The sequence below is a fragment of the Polaromonas sp. DSP2-3-2b2 genome (assembly GCF_049895905.1).
In the GTDB taxonomy this organism is placed as follows: Bacteria; Pseudomonadota; Gammaproteobacteria; order Burkholderiales; family Burkholderiaceae_C; genus Polaromonas.
In genome coordinates this window covers 78,541-98,430 of sequence record NZ_JAFCTH010000012.1, presented here as the reverse complement: position 1 = coordinate 98,430, position 19,890 = coordinate 78,541, and the positions used below count along the sequence as shown (strand labels likewise).

17 protein-coding genes are annotated in these 19,890 nt (G+C 65.0%); 10 read left to right on the top strand and 7 right to left on the bottom strand.

What is annotated here, in order from left to right; all coding sequences use genetic code 11:
• Positions 1 to 47 precede the first annotated feature (47 nt).
• Positions 48 to 2,831, top strand: coding sequence for a methionine synthase (metH, locus tag ACP7AD_RS11980; RefSeq protein WP_426166143.1), 2,784 nt, complete (start codon positions 48 to 50; stop codon positions 2,829 to 2,831).
• 19 nt (positions 2,832 to 2,850) lie between these two features.
• Here metH and ACP7AD_RS11975 read toward each other — a convergent pair whose 3' ends face one another.
• Entirely contained in the window at positions 2,851 to 4,395 is a 1,545-nt protein-coding gene (locus tag ACP7AD_RS11975) for a YifB family Mg chelatase-like AAA ATPase (RefSeq protein ID WP_426147530.1), read from the bottom strand.
• A gap of 337 nt (positions 4,396 to 4,732) precedes the next feature.
• On the opposite strand from ACP7AD_RS11975, the gene glnK reads away from it, so the two are divergent.
• The 4 genes from glnK to ACP7AD_RS11955 all read left to right on the top strand — a co-directional run bounded on the left by glnK (position 4,733) and on the right by ACP7AD_RS11955 (position 9,394).
• Positions 4,733 to 5,071, top strand: a complete 339-nt coding sequence (gene glnK, locus ACP7AD_RS11970) for a P-II family nitrogen regulator (RefSeq protein WP_426147532.1) — start codon at positions 4,733 to 4,735, stop codon at positions 5,069 to 5,071.
• Between the two features lie 38 nt (positions 5,072 to 5,109).
• The gene (amt, locus tag ACP7AD_RS11965) at positions 5,110 to 6,645 is read left to right on the top strand and encodes an ammonium transporter (protein WP_426147534.1); all 1,536 of its coding nucleotides are present in this window, start codon (positions 5,110 to 5,112) and stop codon (positions 6,643 to 6,645) included.
• Positions 6,646 to 6,783: 138 nt separating this feature from the next.
• A complete protein-coding gene (locus ACP7AD_RS11960; RefSeq protein ID WP_426147535.1) occupies positions 6,784 to 7,710 on the top strand; it encodes an SMP-30/gluconolactonase/LRE family protein in 927 nt (308 codons plus the stop codon).
• 409 nt (positions 7,711 to 8,119) lie between these two features.
• Positions 8,120 to 9,394, top strand: a complete 1,275-nt coding sequence (locus ACP7AD_RS11955; protein WP_426147536.1) for a glycerophosphodiester phosphodiesterase family protein — start codon at positions 8,120 to 8,122, stop codon at positions 9,392 to 9,394.
• A 51-nt stretch (positions 9,395 to 9,445) separates the two neighbouring features.
• Here ACP7AD_RS11955 and ACP7AD_RS11950 read toward each other — a convergent pair whose 3' ends face one another.
• Entirely contained in the window at positions 9,446 to 9,625 is a 180-nt protein-coding gene (locus ACP7AD_RS11950; RefSeq protein ID WP_426147537.1) for a hypothetical protein, read from the bottom strand.
• 29 nt (positions 9,626 to 9,654) lie between these two features.
• Here ACP7AD_RS11950 and glcE point away from each other — a divergent pair, with 29 nt between their 5' ends.
• From glcE to glcF, 3 genes are read left to right on the top strand one after another with little or no spacing between them, the layout of a single operon-like run.
• The gene (gene glcE / locus ACP7AD_RS11945; protein WP_426147538.1) at positions 9,655 to 10,806 is read left to right on the top strand and encodes a glycolate oxidase subunit GlcE; all 1,152 of its coding nucleotides are present in this window, start codon (positions 9,655 to 9,657) and stop codon (positions 10,804 to 10,806) included.
• An 8-nt stretch (positions 10,807 to 10,814) separates the two neighbouring features.
• Complete coding sequence (locus ACP7AD_RS11940; protein WP_426147539.1) at positions 10,815 to 11,579, top strand: YoaK family protein; 765 nt, start codon at positions 10,815 to 10,817, stop codon at positions 11,577 to 11,579.
• A gap of 8 nt (positions 11,580 to 11,587) precedes the next feature.
• On the top strand, positions 11,588 to 12,826 hold the full coding sequence (gene glcF / locus ACP7AD_RS11935) for a glycolate oxidase subunit GlcF (protein WP_426147540.1): 1,239 nt from the start codon (positions 11,588 to 11,590) through the stop codon (positions 12,824 to 12,826).
• A gap of 94 nt (positions 12,827 to 12,920) precedes the next feature.
• Here glcF and ACP7AD_RS11930 read toward each other — a convergent pair whose 3' ends face one another.
• The 3 genes from ACP7AD_RS11930 to lplT are packed head-to-tail and all read right to left on the bottom strand — an operon-like array spanning position 12,921 to position 15,660.
• A complete protein-coding gene (locus ACP7AD_RS11930; protein WP_426147542.1) occupies positions 12,921 to 13,418 on the bottom strand; it encodes a glutathione peroxidase in 498 nt (165 codons plus the stop codon).
• A 35-nt stretch (positions 13,419 to 13,453) separates the two neighbouring features.
• Positions 13,454 to 14,365 (bottom strand): DMT family transporter, encoded by a 912-nt coding sequence (locus tag ACP7AD_RS11925; RefSeq protein WP_426166140.1) that lies wholly within the window; start codon positions 14,363 to 14,365, stop codon positions 13,454 to 13,456.
• 14 nt (positions 14,366 to 14,379) lie between these two features.
• Positions 14,380 to 15,660, bottom strand: coding sequence for a lysophospholipid transporter LplT (gene lplT / locus ACP7AD_RS11920; RefSeq protein WP_426147545.1), 1,281 nt, complete (start codon positions 15,658 to 15,660; stop codon positions 14,380 to 14,382).
• Positions 15,661 to 15,854: 194 nt separating this feature from the next.
• Here lplT and alr point away from each other — a divergent pair, with 194 nt between their 5' ends.
• Positions 15,855 to 16,955 carry an alanine racemase gene (alr, locus tag ACP7AD_RS11915; protein WP_426147547.1) on the top strand — a complete coding sequence of 367 codons (1,101 nt, stop codon included), beginning with the start codon at positions 15,855 to 15,857 and terminating at the stop codon, positions 16,953 to 16,955.
• 149 nt (positions 16,956 to 17,104) lie between these two features.
• Here alr and ACP7AD_RS11910 read toward each other — a convergent pair whose 3' ends face one another.
• Entirely contained in the window at positions 17,105 to 18,079 is a 975-nt protein-coding gene (locus ACP7AD_RS11910) for a 2-dehydropantoate 2-reductase (protein WP_426147548.1), read from the bottom strand.
• A 78-nt stretch (positions 18,080 to 18,157) separates the two neighbouring features.
• Positions 18,158 to 18,325 (bottom strand): hypothetical protein, encoded by a 168-nt coding sequence (locus tag ACP7AD_RS11905; RefSeq protein WP_426147550.1) that lies wholly within the window; start codon positions 18,323 to 18,325, stop codon positions 18,158 to 18,160.
• Between the two features lie 116 nt (positions 18,326 to 18,441).
• Between ACP7AD_RS11905 and radA the strand changes: the two genes are divergently transcribed.
• Complete coding sequence (radA, locus tag ACP7AD_RS11900; protein ID WP_426147552.1) at positions 18,442 to 19,821, top strand: DNA repair protein RadA; 1,380 nt, start codon at positions 18,442 to 18,444, stop codon at positions 19,819 to 19,821.
• Positions 19,822 to 19,890: the final 69 nt, after the last annotated feature.

The window sequence follows — 19,890 nt, the reverse complement described above, 5'->3', positions numbered from 1 at the left end:
CAAGGTGAGCCATGTCCGCAATTGAATTTCCCCACCCCGTCCCGCCCATGAAGCTTTCCGGCCTGGAGCCGGTCACCATCGGCACGGATTCGCTCTTTGTCAACATCGGCGAGCGCACCAACGTCACCGGCTCCAAGGCCTTTGCCCGCATGATTTTGAACGGCGACTTTGAAGCGGCGCTGGCCGTCGCCCGCCAGCAGGTCGAAAACGGCGCGCAGATCATCGACATCAACATGGACGAGGCTATGCTCGACAGCCAGGCGGCCATGGTGCGTTTCCTGAACCTGATTGCCGGCGAGCCCGACATTGCGCGCGTGCCGATCATGATCGACAGCTCCAAGTGGAGCGTGATCGAGGCCGGCCTGCGCTGCATCCAGGGCAAAGGCATCGTCAACTCGATTTCGATGAAGGAGGGCGTGGACGTCTTCAAGCACCAGGCCAAGCTGCTCAAGCGCTACGGCGCCGCTGCCGTCGTCATGGCGTTTGACGAAAAGGGCCAGGCCGACACCTACCAGCGCAAGACCGAGATCTGCGAGCGCGCCTACCGCGTGCTGGTCGACGAGATCGGTTTTCCGCCCGAAGACATCATCTTCGACCCGAACATCTTCGCCATTGCCACCGGCATCGACGAGCACAACAACTATGCGGTCGATTTCATCAACGCCACGCGCTGGATCAAGCAGAACCTGCCGGGCGCCAAGGTATCGGGCGGCGTGTCCAACGTGTCGTTCAGCTTTCGCGGCAACGACCCGGTGCGCGAAGCGATTCACACGGTGTTTTTGTACCACGCGATCCAGGCCGGCATGGACATGGGCATCGTCAACGCCGGCATGGTCGGCGTGTACGACGACCTAGAACCGGTGCTGCGCGAGCGCGTCGAGGACGTGGTGCTGAACCGCCCGCCGATGTACAAGTCGGGCGAGGCGCACCTCACGCCCGGCGAGCGCCTGATCGAAGTCGCCGAGACGGCGCAAAGCGGCGCCCGGGACGACAGCAAGAAGTACGAATGGCGCGCGCTGCCGGTGCGCCAGCGCCTGTCGCACGCGCTGGTCCACGGCATGAACGAGTTCATCACCGAGGACACCGAGGAAGTCTGGCAGGCTATCCAGCTAGAGGGCGGCCGGCCGCTGCACGTCATCGAAGGTCCGCTGATGGACGGCATGAACGTGGTGGGTGACCTGTTCGGCCAGGGCAAGATGTTCCTGCCGCAGGTGGTGAAAAGCGCGCGTGTGATGAAGCAGGCCGTGGCGCATCTGCTGCCCTACATCGAGGCCGAAAAGCTGCTGTTAGAGGCCGCTGGCGGCGACGTCAAGACCAAGGGCAAGATCATCATCGCCACCGTCAAGGGCGACGTGCACGACATCGGCAAGAACATCGTCACCGTGGTCCTGCAGTGCAACAACTTCGAGGTCGTCAACATGGGCGTGATGGTGCCCTGCCACGAGATCCTGGCGCTGGCGAAAGCCGAGGGCGCGCACATCGTCGGCCTGTCGGGCCTGATCACGCCGAGTCTGGAAGAAATGCAGTACGTCGCTGGCGAGATGCAAAAAGACGCGCATTTTCGCCTCAACAAGATTCCGCTGATGATCGGCGGCGCGACCTGCAGCCGGGTGCACACGGCCGTCAAGATTGCGCCGCACTACGAAGGCCCGGTGGTCTATGTGCCCGACGCCTCACGCAGCGTCAGCGTGGCGCAAAGCCTGCTGTCCGAGCAGGCGGCCAAGTACATCGACGAGTTGAACGCCGACTACGACAAGGTGCGCACCCAGCACGCCAACAAGAAGCAGACGCCGATGTGGCCACTGGCCAAATCGCGCGCCAACGCCACGGCTATCGACTGGAAGAGCTATACACCGCCCGTTCCGAAGTTCATCGGCCGGCGCGTGTTCAAGAACTTCGACCTGGCCGAGCTGGCGCCCTTCATCGACTGGGGACCGTTCTTCCAGACCTGGGATCTGGCCGGGCCGTTCCCGGCCATCCTGACCGACGAGGTGGTCGGCGTCGAGGCGACGCGCGTTTATGAAGACGCGCAAAAGATGCTCAAGCGTTTGACAGAAGGCCGCTGGCTCACGGCCAGCGGCGTGATGGGTTTGTACCCGGCCAACAGCGTCGGCGACGACATCGAGCTTTATACCGACGAAAGCCGCAGCGACGTCGCCATGACCTGGCACGGCTTGCGCCAGCAGACCGAGAAAACCGCCGCCGATGGCGTGATGCGCCCGAGCCGCTGCCTGGCCGACTTTGTTGCGCCTAAGGTGCTGACTCCTGAATTGATAGCTGCTCGCGCAGATGCAGCAAGCGCAAAAAGCCGAAAAGACTCGAAAATTGCCGACTACATCGGGGTTTTCGCCGTCACCGCCGGCCTGGGCGCCGAGAAAAAGGAAAGGCAGTTCGTGGCCGAGCATGACGACTACTCGTCGATCATGTTCAAGTCGCTCGCCGACCGGCTGGCCGAGGCCTTCGCCGAAGCCCTGCACCAGCGCGTGCGCCGCGACTTGTGGGGCTACGCGCCAGCCGAAGCGCTGGACAAAAACGCGATGCTCGCCGAGCAATACCAGGGCATCCGTCCCGCGCCCGGCTACCCGGCCTGCCCGGACCACAGCGTCAAGAAGGACATGTTCGAATTGCTGAAAGCCGAAGACATCGGCATGGCGCTGACGGAAAGCCTGGCGATGACGCCGGCGGCCAGCGTCAGCGGCTTTTACCTCAGTCATCCGCAAAGCACCTATTTCAGCGTCGGCAAGATCGGCGACGACCAGCTGCAGGACCTCGCCAAGCGGCGCGGCGCCCGGGCAGAAGACCTGGCACGGCTGCTGGCGCCCAACCTCTGACGACGCCCGGCGCGTTTGTTCAGTGCGCGGCGTTGAGCGCGCGCCGGTACTGCACCGCCTCGGCCACATGCGTGACCTGCACGGTTTTGGCGCCTGCCAGGTCGGCAACGGTGCGCGCCACCTTCAGGCAGCGGTGAATGCCCCGGCCCGACCAGCCCAGCCGCGTCGCCGCCACATGGAGGAACTTGGCCGCTGCCGGGTCCATCTGGCACTGCGCATCGATGGCCTGGCCGTCGAGCGCCTGGTTGGCGCTGCCCTGGCGGTCCATCGCGCGCGACCTGGCCTGGGCCACCCGGCTGCGCACCGCCTCGGTGGACTCGCCCGGCGGCGCGTTCACCAGCTCATCGGCCGCCAGGCTGCCGACCTCCACATGCAGGTCGATGCGGTCGAGCAGCGGTCCGCTGAGCTTGCCCTGGTAGCGCGACACGACTTCAGGTGAGCAGCGGCAGGCGCGCAGGCTGGAGCCCAGGTAGCCGCACGGGCAGGGGTTCATGGCGGCAATCAGCTGAAAGCGCGCCGGAAACTCGGCGCGGCTGGCGGCCCGTGAGATGGTGATGGTGCCCGACTCCAGCGGCTCGCGCAGGGCTTCGAGCGCGGCGCGCGGGAATTCAGGCAGCTCGTCGAGAAACAGCACGCCGCGATGCGCCAGCGAAATTTCACCCGGCCTGGGCGGCGAGCCGCCGCCCACCAGCGCCACCGCGCTGGCCGTGTGGTGCGGCGCGCAGGTCGGCCGCACCGCCCAATGGTCCAGCGTGAAGCGCCCGCCCAGCGAGGCGACGGCGGCGGTTTCCAGCGCTTCGTCGGTGGTCATGGCGGGCAGCAGGCCGGCAAAGCGCTGCGCCAGCATCGACTTGCCCGAGCCCGGAGCGCCGACCATCAAAATACTGTGCCCGCCGGCCGCCGCGATCTCCAGTGCGCGGCGCGCGGCGGCCTGGCCCTTGACATCGGCCAGGTCGGCGTAGGCGGGTTGCCGCGAAGGCGCGCTGGACGCCACGCGGGTCCAGCCATCCGCGATTTCGGGAACGGCATCACCCGGCAAAAACTGCCGGACCACGTCGAGCAGATGCAGCGCGCGGTAGACCTCGGCCTGCGGCACCAGCGCCGCCTCCTGCGCGCTGCCTTCGGGCAGCACCAGCCGGGGCAGTTTTTGCGGCGTGCCGCGCGCCGGCCGGGCAATGGCCAGGCTCATGGCCAGGGAGCCGCGCACCGGCCGCAGGTCGCCGCCCAGCGACAGTTCGCCGGCAAACTCATAGCCCGCCAGCTTGCGCGCATCGATCTGGCCGCTGGCCGCCAGGATGCCGAGCGCAATCGGCAGGTCGAAGCGGCCCGAGTCCTTGGGCAGGTCGGCGGGCGCCAGGTTGACCGTGATGCGCTTGTTGCCCGGAAACTCCAGTCCGGCATTCTGGATGGCCGAGCGCACGCGTTCCCGCGCTTCCTTGACCTCGGTATCGGCCAGCCCGACCAGCGTGAAGCTCGGCAAACCATTGGCCAGGTGCACTTCAACGCACACCGGACGCGCTTCAAGCCCCAGCAAGGCACGGCTGTGCACTAAAGACAGACTCATTCGGTGACTTTCCTATAAATGCATCAAAGTCGTGCACAAAGAGTGCGTCAAAATGGTGCGTAACAACTTGTAAAGCTCTAGCGTAACCCGGTGGCCGATGAAACCAGCCGGGCGCTCGCAGGCGACGCAAAAATAGCTGGCACGGTCCCTGCTAAAGAAGTTCCGCCAACTTTAAAAAATTTTCGGGGATTCCATGAAATCAATCGTCGTCACCCTCGTTGATAGCGGCCGCTTTCGCATCAAGAACACGCTGGACGTGATGCCTACAACAACCCTGTAATGCGCCGGCAGCGCCACCCGATTGCTGCCTTGTCATTCATCCTGGAGGAAAACTGAAATGAAACTCGTTACTGCCATCATCAAACCGTTCAAGCTGGACGAGGTGCGCGAAGCCCTCTCGGGCATGGGCGTGCAGGGCATCACCGTGACCGAAGTCAAGGGCTTCGGCCGGCAAAAAGGCCATACCGAGCTGTACCGGGGCGCTGAATACGTCGTCGATTTCCTGCCCAAGGTCAAGATTGAAGCGGCTGTGTCCGACGACCTGGTGGACCGGGTGATCGAAGCCATCGAGACGTCGGCGCGCACCGGCAAGATCGGCGACGGCAAGGTTTTCGTCTACGACCTGGAGCAGGTCGTGCGCATCCGCACCGGCGAGACCGGCAAGGAAGCCCTCTGACATTCACCCTCCTGAAAATAAAAAAGAGAAACATCGCCATGAAAAAACTGATTGCCTCCCTGCTGCTGGGATTAAGCTTGCTCGGCACGGGCGTGACCGCCCTGGCGCAGACCCCGGCCGAAGCGCCTGCCGCGACGGCCTCTGCCGCAGCGCCTGCCGATGTCGCCGCGCCTGCGCCCGCCGCTGCCGTTGCAGCTCCGGCTGCTGAAGCTGCCGATGCCGCCGCCGCGCCGGCCCCCGTTCCCAACAAGGGCGACACTGCCTGGATGATGGTCTCGACCATCCTGGTGATCCTGATGGTCGTTCCCGGCCTGGCGCTGTTTTACGGCGGCCTGGTGCGCAGCAAGAACATGCTGTCGGTGCTGATGCAGGTCATGGTGACGTTCTCGCTGATCGTCGTGCTGTGGTTCATCTACGGCTACAGCCTGGCCTTCACCGAGGGCAGCGCCTTCATCGGCGGCTTTGACAGGCTGTTCATGAAAAGCATCTGGGACAACGCCGCCGGCACCTTCGCCAATGCGGCGACCTTCAGCAAGGGCGTCGTGATTCCCGAGATCGTGTTCGCCGCCTTCCAGGCGACCTTTGCCGGCATCACCTGCTGCCTGATCGTCGGCGCCTTTGCCGAGCGCATCAAGTTCTCCGCCGTGCTGCTCTTCATGGTCATCTGGTTCACCTTCAGCTATGCGCCGATGGCCCACATGGTCTGGTTCTGGATGGGCCCTGACGCCTACACCAGCGCCGAAGTGGTTGACGCCATGACCGGCAAGGCCGGCTACATCTGGCAGTCGGGCGCGCTGGACTTTGCCGGCGGCACTGTGGTGCACATCAATGCCGCCGTGGCCGGTCTGGTCGGCGCCTTCATGGTCGGCAAGCGCATTGGCTACGGCAAGGAAGCCATGGCGCCGCACAGCCTGACGCTGACGATGGTGGGCGCTTCGCTGCTGTGGGTCGGCTGGTTCGGCTTCAACGCCGGCTCGGCGCTGGAAGCCAACGGCTTTGCCGCCCTGGCCTTCATCAACACGCTCGGCGCTGCCGCTGCTGCCGTGCTGGCCTGGTGTGTCGGTGAAGCGCTGATGAAGGGCAAGGCCTCGATGCTGGGCGCCGCGTCCGGCTGCGTGGCCGGTCTGGTCGCCATCACCCCCGCCGCCGGCAATGTCGGCATCGGCGGCGGCCTGGTGATCGGTTTTGCCGCCGGTTTTGCCTGCCTCTGGGGCGTGCATGGCCTGAAAAAACTGCTCGGCGCCGACGACTCGCTCGACGTGTTCGGCGTGCATGGCGTGGGCGGCATCGTCGGCGCCTTGCTGACCGGCGTGTTCAACTCGCCGGCCCTGGGCGGTCCTGGCTTTGTCGCTGACTGGGTGACCGTGGCCATGGTGGCGCCCGCCGACTATTCCATCGTGTCGCAGGTCTGGATCCAGGCCAAGGCCGTCCTGATCACCATCGTGTGGTCGGGCGTCGTGTCCTTCATCGCCTTCAAGGTGGTTGACCTGACCATCGGCCTGCGCGTCAGCGAAGAAGACGAGCGCGAAGGCCTGGACATCACGGCGCATGGCGAAACCGCCTACAACCGTTAAGCACGGTGCTGTGAACTGACAAAAATCTCCTTGGGAAGTTCGGCCCGCTGGTCTCAAGCCAGCGGGCCTTTTTTTGTCGTTACAGTCGCAGGCGTGGCGGACCCCTTCACCCAACCGCACGGCCTCAAGGAGAAATGCATGCCCTGGAAAACCGCCATTTCACAGCCCAGCGAACTGGGCGAATCGCCGTTCTGGCACCCTGACGAGCAGCGCCTGTACTGGGTGGACATTGCTGCCCGGCAGGTCTGCCGCTCAACGGTTCCGGCCGGCACCGTCGAGCGCTGGACGCTGCCGTCCGAGCCTGGCTGCATCGCGCCGGCGCGCACCGGGGGCACAAACACCGGGTTGGTCATCGCCCTGCGGGGCGGCATCTACCGCGCCCGGCAATGGGGCGGCGCGCTGGCGCTGCTTGCGCCCGCGCTGCACGACGCGGCCACCACGCGCTTCAACGACGGCAAGGCCGATCCGCTGGGCCGCTTCTGGGCCGGCACCATTTACGAGCCGCGCGACGCCGCCCGCGCGCAGCTTTTTTGCCTCGATGGCCGTGATGGCCGCGCGCCCGTGCTCGAACCCAAGGCCGGCAACGCCACCACGGCCAACGGCCTGGCCTGGTCGCCCGATGCGGCCACGCTGTACTGGACCGACACGCCGCGCCATGCCATCCGCGCCTGGGACTGGGACGCCGCCAGCAACACCCTGAGCCATGAGCGGGTGTTCCGGCAATGGCCTGGCAAGCCCGCCGGCTGGCAGCCCGGCATGCCGGGCTACGGCGGCCGGCCCGATGGTGCAGCGGTCGATGTGCAGGGCAATTATTTCGTCGCCATGTATGAAGGCGGGCGGCTGCTCAAGCTGGCACCTAGCGGCGAGGTGCTGGCCGAGTTCGCCGTGCCCGCGCAATGCCCGACCATGCCGTGCTTTGGTGGCGCCGACCTCAAGACGCTCTACCTCACGACTGCGCGCCAGAACCGCCCGGCCGGCGAACTGCGGGACTGGCCGGCTTCGGGCTGCGTGCTGTCAATGCCGGTCGAGGTGCCGGGGTTGCCGGTGAATTTCTTTCTGGAGTGAAAAAGAAGCGGTGAGAGCGTTCGCCCCTGGCATGGCGCGGGTACAAAATAACGCTACGTTTACATGCCTTAACGAATGAATTTTTTTGCGCCGCGCGCCCAAATCCAAGCGCCGCGTATCCAGCAGCCCTCCGTTCAAAAAGGCACTTCCAAGGAGAGCAGAAACCCGCTTTTTTGGCATCAAATAGCCTTTCAGCGCAAGCCAGGCGCGCGAAGGCAGCTATCAAAAAAAGCAGATTCAAATGCCCGATCCGGGAAATGTCACGGCGCGGTTCTGGCCAACAGGCTGCCCTGACTTTGGCATCGGCTCGTCATTTTGCTGTCACATCCAGAAAATACCGTCAACGCTGGCCAATCCCGGCGATGTTTGGCTGCGAATTTTTCCATCACATCGCCAGCCAGGAGATTCCATGCGTACCTCGATACTCAGCCTTTTGCTTGCCAGCACCGTCACCTTGCTACCCACTCTAGCGGCAGCTTCCGACGACGATCATTGGCAACGACGCGGCGGCGACGGGCGAGACGCCAGCGCGCAGCTGGGGCCTCGCCCGTTTTTTCTCGTCAACGACATGAGCGACAGCCCGCTCAAGCAGCAGCTGCAGGCCTGCACCCGGCGAACGCAGTTCAGCCGCACCGATTTTTCGATCGGACACCGCGGCGCGGCGCTGCAGTTCCCCGAGCACACCAAACAGTCCTATGAAGCCGCAGCGCGCATGGGCGCGGGCATCGTCGAGTGCGATGTGACCTTCACCAAGGACAAGGAACTGGTCTGCCGCCATGCGCAAAACGACCTGCACACCACTACCAATATCCTCGCCACGCCGCTGGCCGCCAAGTGCACCAAGCCCTTTACGCCCGCCACCTTCGATGGCAATGGCAACTTCGTGGCCCCGGCCGCCGCAGAATGCCGCACCAGCGACATCACCCTGGCCGAGTTCAAGACCCTGCGCGGCAAGATGGACGCGTCCAACCCGCGCGCAAAAACAGTGGCCGAGTATCTGGACGGCACTGCCAATTTCCGCACCGACCTGTATTCGGGCCCGAGCAGCGGCACCTTGATGACCCACAAGGAAAGCATCGAGCTGTTCAAGAAACTCGGCGTGAAGATGACGCCCGAACTCAAAAGCGCCAGCGTGCCCATGCCTTTTGATGGCTTCACGCAGCAGGCTTACGCCCAGAAGATGATTGACGAGTACAAACAGGCCGGCGTGCCCGCGCGCCGCGTCTGGGCGCAGTCGTTCGACAAGGCCGATGTGCTGTACTGGATTGCCAATGAGCGGGCTTTCGGCAGGCAGGCGGTCTTTCTCGACGACGCCAACACCGTGGCCGATCTGCCCGGCTTTGCCGAGCTGGCGGGCTACAAGGCGCAGGGCATCAACATCGTCGCGCCACCGATTTTTGCGCTCTTGAGCACCGATGGCAGCGGCAACATCGTGCCGTCAACCTACGCCGGGAACGCCAAAATGGCCGGCCTGGACATCATTACCTGGACGCTGGAGCGTTCGGGCATCCTTGCCGACGGCGACAACGGCTTTTATTACCAGAGCTTCGATTCGGCGATCAAGAAGGAAGGCGACATGCTGCGCGTGCTCGACGTGCTGGCCAGGCAGGTCGGCGTCATAGGCGTCTTTTCCGACTGGCCGGCCACGGTGACTTTCTATGCCAACTGCATGGGCAAAGACTAAGCCCAAGGCGCCGCGAGTAGGCTTGTGCACCCGCTGGCGGCGTTCCGATTTTCAGGAAAAACGGTAAATTGCGCTTGCGCGGCATAGATATATTGCTATTTTATTAATAGCAATTTTGCCATTTTGACAGCCGGCAATGGCCGCCAGCGCTTCCCCCGGGGCAACGCTGGCGACCAGCTGCCGGGCTGCAAAAAAATCGAACATAAGGTGTTCAAAAAAATCAAAACCCATCCGCAATGGGGACGCGTACCATTCGCGTCATGAATTCAAACACTGATTGGACCAGCGTAATGGCAGAGCGTGTTCGCGATGCGGCGCGGGCAGGAACCCCCTTGCGTATTCGCGGCGGCGGCAGCAAGGACTTTTACGGCCAGGTGCTGACGGGCGAGGTGCTTGACATGGGCGCTTATTCCGGCGTTATCAGCTACGAGCCCAGTGAGCTGGTCGTGACGGTGCGCGGCGGAACCCCGCTGGCTGAACTCGAAGCGCTGCTGGCCGGACAAGGCCAGTGCCTGCCGTTCGAGCCGCCGCACTTCTGCCCTCGGGCCACGGTCGGCGGCATGGTCGCCAGCGGCCTGAGCGGCCCGGCGCGCGCCAGCAGCGGCGCGGTGCGCGACTTCCTGCTGGGCGCCGTGCTGCTCAACGGCAAGGGGGAACGCCTGACCTTTGGCGGCCAGGTGATGAAAAACGTCGCTGGCTATGACGTGTCGCGCATGATGGCAGGCGCGCTCGGCACGCTCGGCGTGCTGCTGGAGGTGTCGCTCAAGGTGCTGCCGGTCGCCCCCGGCGAAGCCACGCTGATGTGCAGCGGCTTGAGCCAGCAAAAGGCGCTGGACCTGCTCAACCGCTGGGGCGGCCAGCCGCTGCCGCTCAACGCCAGCTGCTGGGTGAGCGATGAAAGCGTTGCCCCGGTGCAAGATTTCCTGTTCGTTCGCCTGCGCGGCGCACTGGCCGCCGTCGAGGCCGCATGTCCGCGCATGATCGCCGATGTGCAGGCGGCAGGCGGGCAAGCGGCGCCGATGGACAATTCCCAGGCCGGTGACGACTGGAATGCCTGCCGCGAGCAGACCCTGCCGTTTTTCGCGCAGCCGCCGGCGCTTGAATCCTGCCTGTGGCGCTTGAGCGTGCCGCAGACCACGCCCGCGATGGATTTGCCGTACACGCCCCTGGTGGAATGGCACGGCGGCCTGCGCTGGCTTTGGGCGCCGGCTTCCGCCGCCGCGCAGCTGCGCCAGCTGGCCGCGCAGGCGGGCGGCCATGCGACCTTGTTCAGGCGCACTGGCCTGGTGCCGGCGAACCTGCCGGTGTTCACCCCGCTGTCCCCGGTGCAGTCGCGCATCCAGCGCGAACTCAGGAAGCAGTTCGACCCCGCCGGCATTTTCAATCCGGGCCGCATGCCGATCGACGGCTGAGGCAGCGCATGCGCCGTTTTCGCCACCTGACCAGCCAGCACCGGACGGCGTCCACCAACCGCCTGCTCGGCGGCATCCTGGCTTTCAATGCCGGTGCGGTCAATGCCGGCGGTTTCCTGGTGGTGACGATGTACACCTCGCACATGACCGGTTTTGCTTCGCAGCTGGCCGACAACCTGGTGCTGGGCAACATGCGCCTGGTGCTCAACGCCATCGGCGCCTTGCTGGCCTTTACCCTCGGCGCGGCCTTTACCGCCGTCCAGGTGAACTGGGCGCGCCAGCACGGGCTGCGCAGCGAATACGCGCTGCCCCTGCTGGTCGAAGCCGTGCTGCTGCTGCTGTTTGGCCTGATGGGCGCCACGCTGAACCGCCAGACGCCGTTTGCCGTTCCGCTCACCGTGCTGGTGCTGTCCTTCATCATGGGGCTGCAAAACGCGCTGGTCAGCAAGATATCGTCTTCGCAAATCCGCACCACCCACATGACCGGCATCGTGACCGACATCGGCATCGAGCTGGGCAAATTGTTTTACTGGAACCGCACGGCAAGCCCGTTCGAGTCGCGGGTGCGCGCCAACCGCATCAAGCTGCGCCTGCTCGGCACGCTGCTGGGCGCCTTCATCGGCGGCGGCATCGTCGGCGCGGCGGGCTTCAAGCATGTCGGTTTCGTCTGGGTGGTTCCGCTGGCGCTGCTGCTGCTCGGCCTGTGCCTGCCACCCCTGTATGCCGACCTCGTGCGCACCATCCGGCGAAAAACCGCCCGCCAAAGTACCTGAAGAACACCATGCAAACCCAACTCGCCCCCGAATTCCAGAACACCCCCGACGGCCTGCAGGCCGAGGCGATTTTGCGCAAATGCGTGCATTGCGGCTTTTGCACCGCCACCTGTCCGACCTACCAGCTGCTTGGCGACGAACTCGACGGCCCGCGCGGCCGCATCTACCTGATCAAGCAGGTGCTTGAGGGCCAGGCGCCAACGCGCAAGACCCAGCTGCACCTGGACCGCTGCCTGACCTGCCGCAACTGCGAAACCACCTGCCCCAGCGGCGTGCAGTACGGCCATCTGATTGACATTGGCCGCAAGCTGGTCGATGAACGGGTGCCGCGCCCGGTGGGTGAGCGCGCGGTGCGCTGGGCGCTCAAGGAAGGCCTGCCGTCGCCGCTGTTCGCACCGGCCATGAAAATCGGCCAGGCGGTGCGCGGCCTGCTGCCGCACAGTTTGCAAAACAAGGTGCCGCCCAAGCGGGACGCGGGCCAGTGGCCCACGCGCAGCCATGGCCGCAAGATGCTGATGCTGGCGGGCTGCGTGCAGCCCGCGATGATGCCCAACATCAATTCGGCCACGGCCAGGGTGCTGGACGCCGCCGGCATCGAGGTCGTGCTGGCGGCCAAGGCCGGCTGCTGCGGCGCGGTCAAGTTCCACCTGAACGACCAGGACGGCGGCAAGCTTGAAATGCGCCGCAACATCGATGCCTGGTGGCCTTACGTGCAGAGCGGCGTTGAAGCCCTGGTGATCAACGCCTCGGGCTGCGGCGTCACGGTCAAGGAATACGGCCACATCCTGAAGGACGATGCGGCCTACGCCGAAAAAGCCGCGCGTATCAGCGACCTGACGCGCGACCTGAGCGAGCTGCTGCCCGTCATTGCCGAATCCCTGCGCGCCAGCCGCCCCGAGCTGATGGAAAAAATCGCCGCCAGCGCACCCCGGCTGGCGTTTCACCCGCCCTGCACCCTGCAGCACGGCCAGCAGCTGCGCGGCGGCGTCGAGCAGCACCTTGGCAGTCTGGGATTTGATATCAAGGTGTCAAACAATGAAGCGCATCTGTGCTGCGGTTCGGCGGGCACCTATTCGGTGCTCCAGCCGGAAATTGCCTACCAGCTGCGCGACCGCAAGCTGGCCAACCTGGGCGCCATGGCGCCCGAGGTGATCGTCTCGGCCAACATCGGCTGCATCACGCACCTGCAAAGCGGCACGGCAACGCCGGTGCGCCACTGGGTCGAGGTGCTCGATGCGGCGCTATAAAATAAATAGCGCGATATGCCTGTGCATATTGCGCAAAAGCAGTTTTTTCTTTACAAGTTAAAGCGTGGGCCGACTGCGCGCCCGGCCGTTGCCTTCAGGCCGCCAGCGCCGCTCCAATGTCCCTGGCCAGGTCAGCCGGCTTGTCCAGCGGCGCATAGCGCTTGACCACCCGGCCGTCCTTGCCAACCAGGAACTTGGTGAAGTTCCATTTGATGGACTTGCTGCCCAGCAGGCCGGGCGCCTCGCCAGAGAGCCACTGGTACAGCGGATGGGCAGCCGGGCCGTTGACGTTGATCTTGGACATCATCGAAAAACTCACGCCGTAGTTGACCTGGCAAAAGGTGGCGATGTCGCTGTCTGGGCCTGGGTCTTGCGCGCCGAACTGGTTGCACGGAAAGCCCAATACCACCAGCCCCTTGTCGGCATAGGCCTTGTGCAGTTCCTCCAGCCCGCCGAATTGCGGCGTGAAGCCGCACTGGCTGGCGGTGTTGACGATCAGCATCACCTTGCCCTTGAAGGCTGACAGGGCTAGGTTCTGGCCGTTGATCTGGCGGGCTTCGAAGTCGTACACCGTGGATGTGTTGCTGGCCATGAATCATGGTTCCTGGTTGGATGAAATGAGAAGGCCTATTTTGCCCCCGTTCGCCCTTTTTCGGCAGACGGCGCTGCCGCCGCCAGCACCGCCGCCAGCACGATCAGGCTGCCGCCGAGCAGCACGCGCGGCGTCAGCTCGGCGGCGCCCAGGGCGGCCGACGACAGGCTGGCAAACAGGATTTCGGTCAGCATCACGATCGCCGTCGTGCCGGCCGTCAGCCGCGCCGCGCCATACAGCAGTGCGGTGTTGCTAGCCATAAAGGCCAGGCCCAGTCCGAGCATCACCGGAATGCCGGCCGCCTGCAGCGCCGGACCGGGCACCACCTCCAACGCCATGCCGAGCAGCGCAGCCAGGGCCGCCAGCAGGCCGCTGCCGCCGAACATGGCCAGCATGCGCGCGCTGCCGGGCGTGTCGGCACACTTGCGCAGCAGTGAATTGGTCACCGCAAAACTCAAGCCGCCGCCAATCGCCAGCCAGTCGGCGGCGCCTTGCGGCACCGGCCAGGCGGAATCAGGCGTCTTTAGCACGACCAGCACGCCGGCCATGGCCAGCGCCAGCCGCAAAAGCGATCCGGCGGTCGGTTTTTCTCCCAGCAGCCACCAGGCCACCAGCACCGACCAGGCCGGCATCAGGTAAAAAAGCAGCACCACCCGCACCACGTCGCCCACCGTCACGGCCCAGTTGAAGCCGACATTCGTCAGGCCCGCCGCCGCGCCCAGCAGCCACAGCTGCGGAGACGCCAGAAAACCGCGCAAGGCCTTGAAATTCACCGCCAGCACACCGGCGACGATCATCAGGTACATCAGCGCCGTGGCCCACAGCGGATGCAGGCCGTGGCCCTGCAGCTGGCGAAACGGCCACCAGGAAACGCCCCAGACAAAGGCATTCAACACCAGCGCCGTGACTGCCAGCGCGGCCGTGCGCCCCGGCGCGGCGCCTGTCATGTCAGCCCCCGCCATCAGTGCGTTTTATCGCTGCGGGCGATGCTGATCAAGTGGTCCAGCTGCACCTTGTGATGGATGGTGTTGCTCTTGTGCCAGCGCTGGATCAGCCACATGAAGCCGGCCACCACAACGCCAAAACCGGTGATCGCGCCAAAGGCCGACAGGCCCATGCCGGTGGACAGGCTGTAGCCCGCGCCCAGGCTCAGGATGCACGCCTGCTCGTTGAAGTTCTGCACGGCAATCGAGCGGCCCGCGCCCATCAGGTTGTGGCCCCGGTGCTGCAGCAGCGCGTTCATCGGCACCACCAGGAAACCGCCCAGCCCGCCCAGCAGGATCAAAAAGGGCGCGGCCACCCAGACGTTGTCGATGAAGTTCATCAGGATCACCAGCACGCCCATGGCAATGCCCAGCGGCATGACCTTGGGGGCATGCTCCAGCCGCATGCGCATCGACGCCAGGATGGCGCCGACTGCCGTGCCGATCGCCACCACGCCCACCAGCGACGACGCCTGCGTGGTGCTGTAGCCCAGCGCCGCAGCGCTCCACGCCAGCACGATGTAGCGCAGGTTGCCCGACACGCCCCAGAAGAGCGTCGTGGTGGCCAGCGAAATCTGCCCCAGCTTGTCGCGCCAGAGCGCCGAGTTGCAGCTCCAGAAATCGGGCAGTAGCTCGAACTTGTTGCGCGGCATGGGGCGCATTTCAACGCCGGTGTCGGGGATGCGCAGGTTGAACCAGGCGGCCACCGCATACAGCAAGATCAGCAGTGAAATGGCCGCTTCCGGCGCGCTGTCGATGCCGGTGTTGATCAGGGGAAAGTCAAAAGCCAGCAAATGGCTGGAAATCGCACGGCCGACCAGCTGGCCGCCCAGCAGCACGCCCAGGATGATGGACGCGATGGTCAGGCCTTCGATCCAGCCGTTGGCCTTGACCAGTTGCGAGGCCGGCAGCAGTTCGGTCAGGATGCCGTACTTGGCCGGCGAATAGGCGGCGGCGCCCAGGCCGACGATGGCGTACGCCAGCAGCGGGTGCGAGCCGAACAGCATCATCAGGCAGCCGATAACCTTGATGGCGTTGCTGACAAACATGACGTTGCCCTTGGGCCGGGCGTCGGCATAGGCGCCGACGAAAGGCGCCAGGATGACGTAAAAAAGTGCGAACATCGGCACCAGCGCGGCCGGTTGCCACTTGGGCGCTCCGTTGGTCTTGAGCAGTTCGACGGCCGCTACAAAGAGCGCGTTGTCAGCCAGCGAACTGAAAAACTGGGCTGCCATGATGGTGTAAAAACCGCGCTTCATTGAACTGTATTGATCACCGCAGGAGAACGCACCGGTGGGTCCGGTGTCTCAAAATAGGGGGGTGAAAGTCTCCAAAATATCGCCGTTTATAGCATGGGTGGCAGATGTCAAAATGCATCAAGACCCCCTGAACCTGTTTGTTGAGCTGAAGGCGCTTGCCCCAGCCTGACAACGCCACCTGATTTCATAGCGTCATGCCACGTCCCATTCTTGCCACCGTTCACGCCGCCGCCCTGAGCCACAATCTTGCGCGGGTGCGCACTGGCGCGCCGGATTCCCGCGTCTGGGCCGTTGTCAAGGCCAATGCCTACGGCCACGGCATCGAGCGTGTTTTTGACGCGCTGCGCAGCGCCGACGGCTTTGCGCTGCTTGACCTGGCCGAGGCGCAGCGGTTGCGCGCGCTGGACTGGCGCGGCCCGATCCTGCTGCTGGAAGGCTGTTTTGATGCCCGCGACCTGGAGCTGTGCTCGCGCCTGGGCCTGTGGCACACGGTCCACTGCAACGAGCAGATCGACCGGCTGGCCGCGCACAAGACGCAGCTGCCGCACCGCGTGTTCCTGAAGATGAACACCGGAATGAACCGCCTGGGTTTCACGCCCGAGCGCTTTCGCGCCGCCTGGACGCGTCTCAATGCCCTGCCGCAGGTCGAGGAAATCTCGCTGATGCAGCATTTCCCCGATGCCGACGGACCCCGGGGCATTGACGCGCAACTGCAGGCCTTCGACGCCGTCACCCGCGACCTGCCCGGCGAGTGCACGCTGAGCAACAGCGCGGCCATCCTGCGCCACGGCCAAGCGCTGGCCGGCCGCTCCGACTGGGTCCGGCCCGGCATCGTGCTGTACGGCAGCGCGCCCGACTTTCCCGAGCACAGCGCCGCCCACTGGGACTTGCAGCCCACGATGACGCTGTCGTCCCGGATCATCGGATTGCAGCAGCTTGCCGCCGGCGACACGGTCGGCTACGGTTCGAGCTTTACCGCCGACCAGCCAATGCGCATCGGCGTGGTCGCCTGCGGTTACGCCGACGGCTACCCGCGCCACTGCCCGACCGGCACGCCGGTGCTGGTGAACGGCGTTCGCTGCCGCATGGTCGGCCGCGTCAGCATGGACATGATCACCGTCGACCTGACGCCGGTGCCCAAGGCCGGCATGGGCAGCGAGGTCACGCTGTGGGGCTGCGCGTCCAGCGGCGCGGTGCTGCCCATCGATGAGGTGGCGCGGGCCGCCGGCACGGTGGGCTATGAGCTGATGTGCGCGGTGGCGCCGCGCGTGCCGTTTGCGCCCTTGGCGGCATGAGGCCGGTGGTGCACCGTCTGAGCGCGAATGTGAATCAAGGCTGACCGAGCCCGAACAGCTGTAGCAGCGTGCCGTGATGGAGCCGCTGAGGAAGTCCAGCGTGTCGGCAAACAGACAGGTCTAGTTTGAAAACTTGGCAATGCCCAAGTTCAATACAGCCCCCTGACCCGCGCCTTCAGCCGCGCCAGGCCCAGCAGCGCGTCGGTGAACGGCGTCTGCACCCCGGTCAGCTGGCCGAGTTCCTTGACGACTGTGACCAGCGCATCGAGTTCCAGCGCCTTGCCGGCTTCGACGTCCTGCAGCATCGACGTCTTGAAGGCGCCGAGCTTGCGGGTGACCTGGTGACGGTCTTCGGGCTCTTGCTCGATCGGAATGCCGATGCGCGCGCCGATTTCCTTGGCCTCCAGCATCACCTGCGAGATGAAGCCGCGCACCAGCTCGTCGTTCATGATCAGGTCGGTGGTGGCGCCGGTCAGTGCGCTGATCGGGTTGACGGTCATGTTGCCCCAGAGCTTGTACCAGATGTCTTTCTGGATCTGCTCGGAAACCGCCACTTCGAAGCCGGACTTTTCCAGCAGCGCGGCCAGCTGCTGCACGCGCCCGGTTTTCTCGCCCGACGGTTCGCCCAGGATGAGCTTGTTGCCAAAGTGGTGGCAGACCTGCCCCGGCTCATCGACCGAGCAACTGGCGTGCACCACGCCGCCGACGATGCACTGCACGGGCAGGGTGGCGGCCAGTGCGCCGTCCGGATCGACCGAGGTCAGCCGCGTGCCGGCCAGCGCGCCGCCAAAGCCCTGCAAAAACCACCACGGCACGCCGTTCATCGCCGTCAGCACGACGGTTTGCGGCCCCAGCAGCGGCGCCATCTGCCGCGCCACCTCGGTCAGCGACGGCGCCTTGACCGCCAGCACCACCAGGTCCTGCACGCCAAAGTCAGCCGGCGTGTCGCTGGAGGCGACGGATTGCGAGGTGATGTGGTTTCCTTCGCGCAGGCGCAGCCCGTGCAGCTGCAGCGCGTCAAGCGTGGCGCCGCGCGCCACCACGCTGACGCTGCAGCCGGCATGCGCCAGAGCGCTGCCTATCCAGCCGCCAATGGCGCCCGCGCCGTAAATGCAAACTTTCATGGTGTAGCGTCTCCAGATGTCAAAATTTAAGGAAAAAATGCCTTTTGCGCAATATGCACGGGTGCAAGCAGCTATTGATTAAATAGCAATTAAGCACCAGCTCAGACTGTCGTCGGCCACCGGAAACAGCGGAACGCCGTCGTCATGGCGCAGCGCCACCAGCGTGGCCGCCCAGGTGGTGCACAGCCCGCCCTTGTCGGCCGTGGCTTCGAGGTTGGCGGTGTAGTCGATTTTTAGGTGCAGCATGAAAACTCCAATGGAAAAGGCCAGTCGTCGAGAAGGCATGCTACAAGGCGCTGGCGCCGCGCACGGGCTTGCGGCCGGGCTGCCTCACGCCGCCGCGCGGTCAATACACTAGGCGCATGGCCAAAGAAAAAACGATTTACACCTGCACCGAATGCGGCGGTATCAGTCCCAAGTGGCTGGGCAAATGCCCGGCTTGCAACGCCTGGAACACGCTGATCGAGTCCGTCGCCGAGAACCCCGGCGCGGTGAAAAACCGCTACAGCACCCAGCGCCAGGGGCTGGCCCGGGCGTCCGAAGTCACCGCGCTGGCCGACATCGAGGCCACCGACATGAGCCGCACGCCGACCGGCCACGAGGAACTCGACCGGGTGCTGGGCGGCGGCATCGTCGAGGGCGGCGTGGTGCTGATCGGCGGCGACCCGGGCATCGGCAAATCGACGCTGCTGCTGCAGGCGCTCGATTCGCTGCAGCGCGCCGGGCTGAACACGCTCTACGTGACCGGCGAGGAAAGCGGCGCGCAGGTCGCACTGCGCTCGCGCCGGCTGGGGCTGGACGGCTCGCAGGTCAAGGTGATGGCCGAAATCCAGCTCGACAAGATCCTGGCCACGCTTGAAGTCACGCAGCCGGCCGTCGCCGTGATCGACTCGATCCAGACGGTGTATTCCGACCTGCTGACGTCGGCGCCGGGCTCGGTGGCGCAGGTGCGCGAGTGCGCGGCGCACCTGACACGCGCGGCCAAGTCCAGCGGCGTGTGCATCATCCTGGTCGGCCATGTGACGAAGGACGGCGCGCTGGCCGGTCCGCGCGTGCTGGAGCACATGGTCGACACCGTGCTGTATTTCGAGGGCGACACGCATTCGAGTTTCCGGCTGGTGCGCGCCATCAAGAACCGCTTTGGCGCGGTCAATGAAATCGGCGTGTTCGCCATGACCGAAAAGGGCCTGAAGGGCGTGACCAACCCGAGCGCGATGTTCCTGAGCCAGCACAGCGAGCCGGTGCCCGGCAGCTGCGTCATGGTGACGTTAGAGGGCACGCGGCCGCTGCTGGTCGAGATTCAAGCGCTGGTCGATGACGGCGGGCCGAATCCGCGCCGCTTGAGCGTCGGCCTGGACAAGGACCGGCTGGCGATGCTGCTGGCGGTGCTGCACCGCCACGCGGGCGTGGCCTGCATGGACCAGGATGTGTTCGTCAACGCTGTGGGTGGCGTGCGCATCAGCGAGCCGGCGGCCGACCTGGCGGTGATGCTGGCGATTGCGTCGAGCCTGCGCGGCAAGGCCATGCCCAAGGGTTTCCTTGCCTTTGGTGAGGTCGGTTTGGCAGGCGAAGTCCGGCCCGCGCCGCGCGGTCAGGAGCGGCTGAAGGAGGCAGCCAAGCTGGGTTTCAGCGTGGCGGTGGTGCCCAAAGCCAACGCGCCGAAAAAGCCGATCGAAGGGCTGACCATCCATGCGGTCGAACGCATCGAGGAGGCGCTCGATCTGGTGCGCCGTTTGCAGTGAACCGGCCGCAGGGTTCGTGACTGGTTATTCGCTATAAAAAGTATAGCTATTTGTGCCCGTCCTGCATGC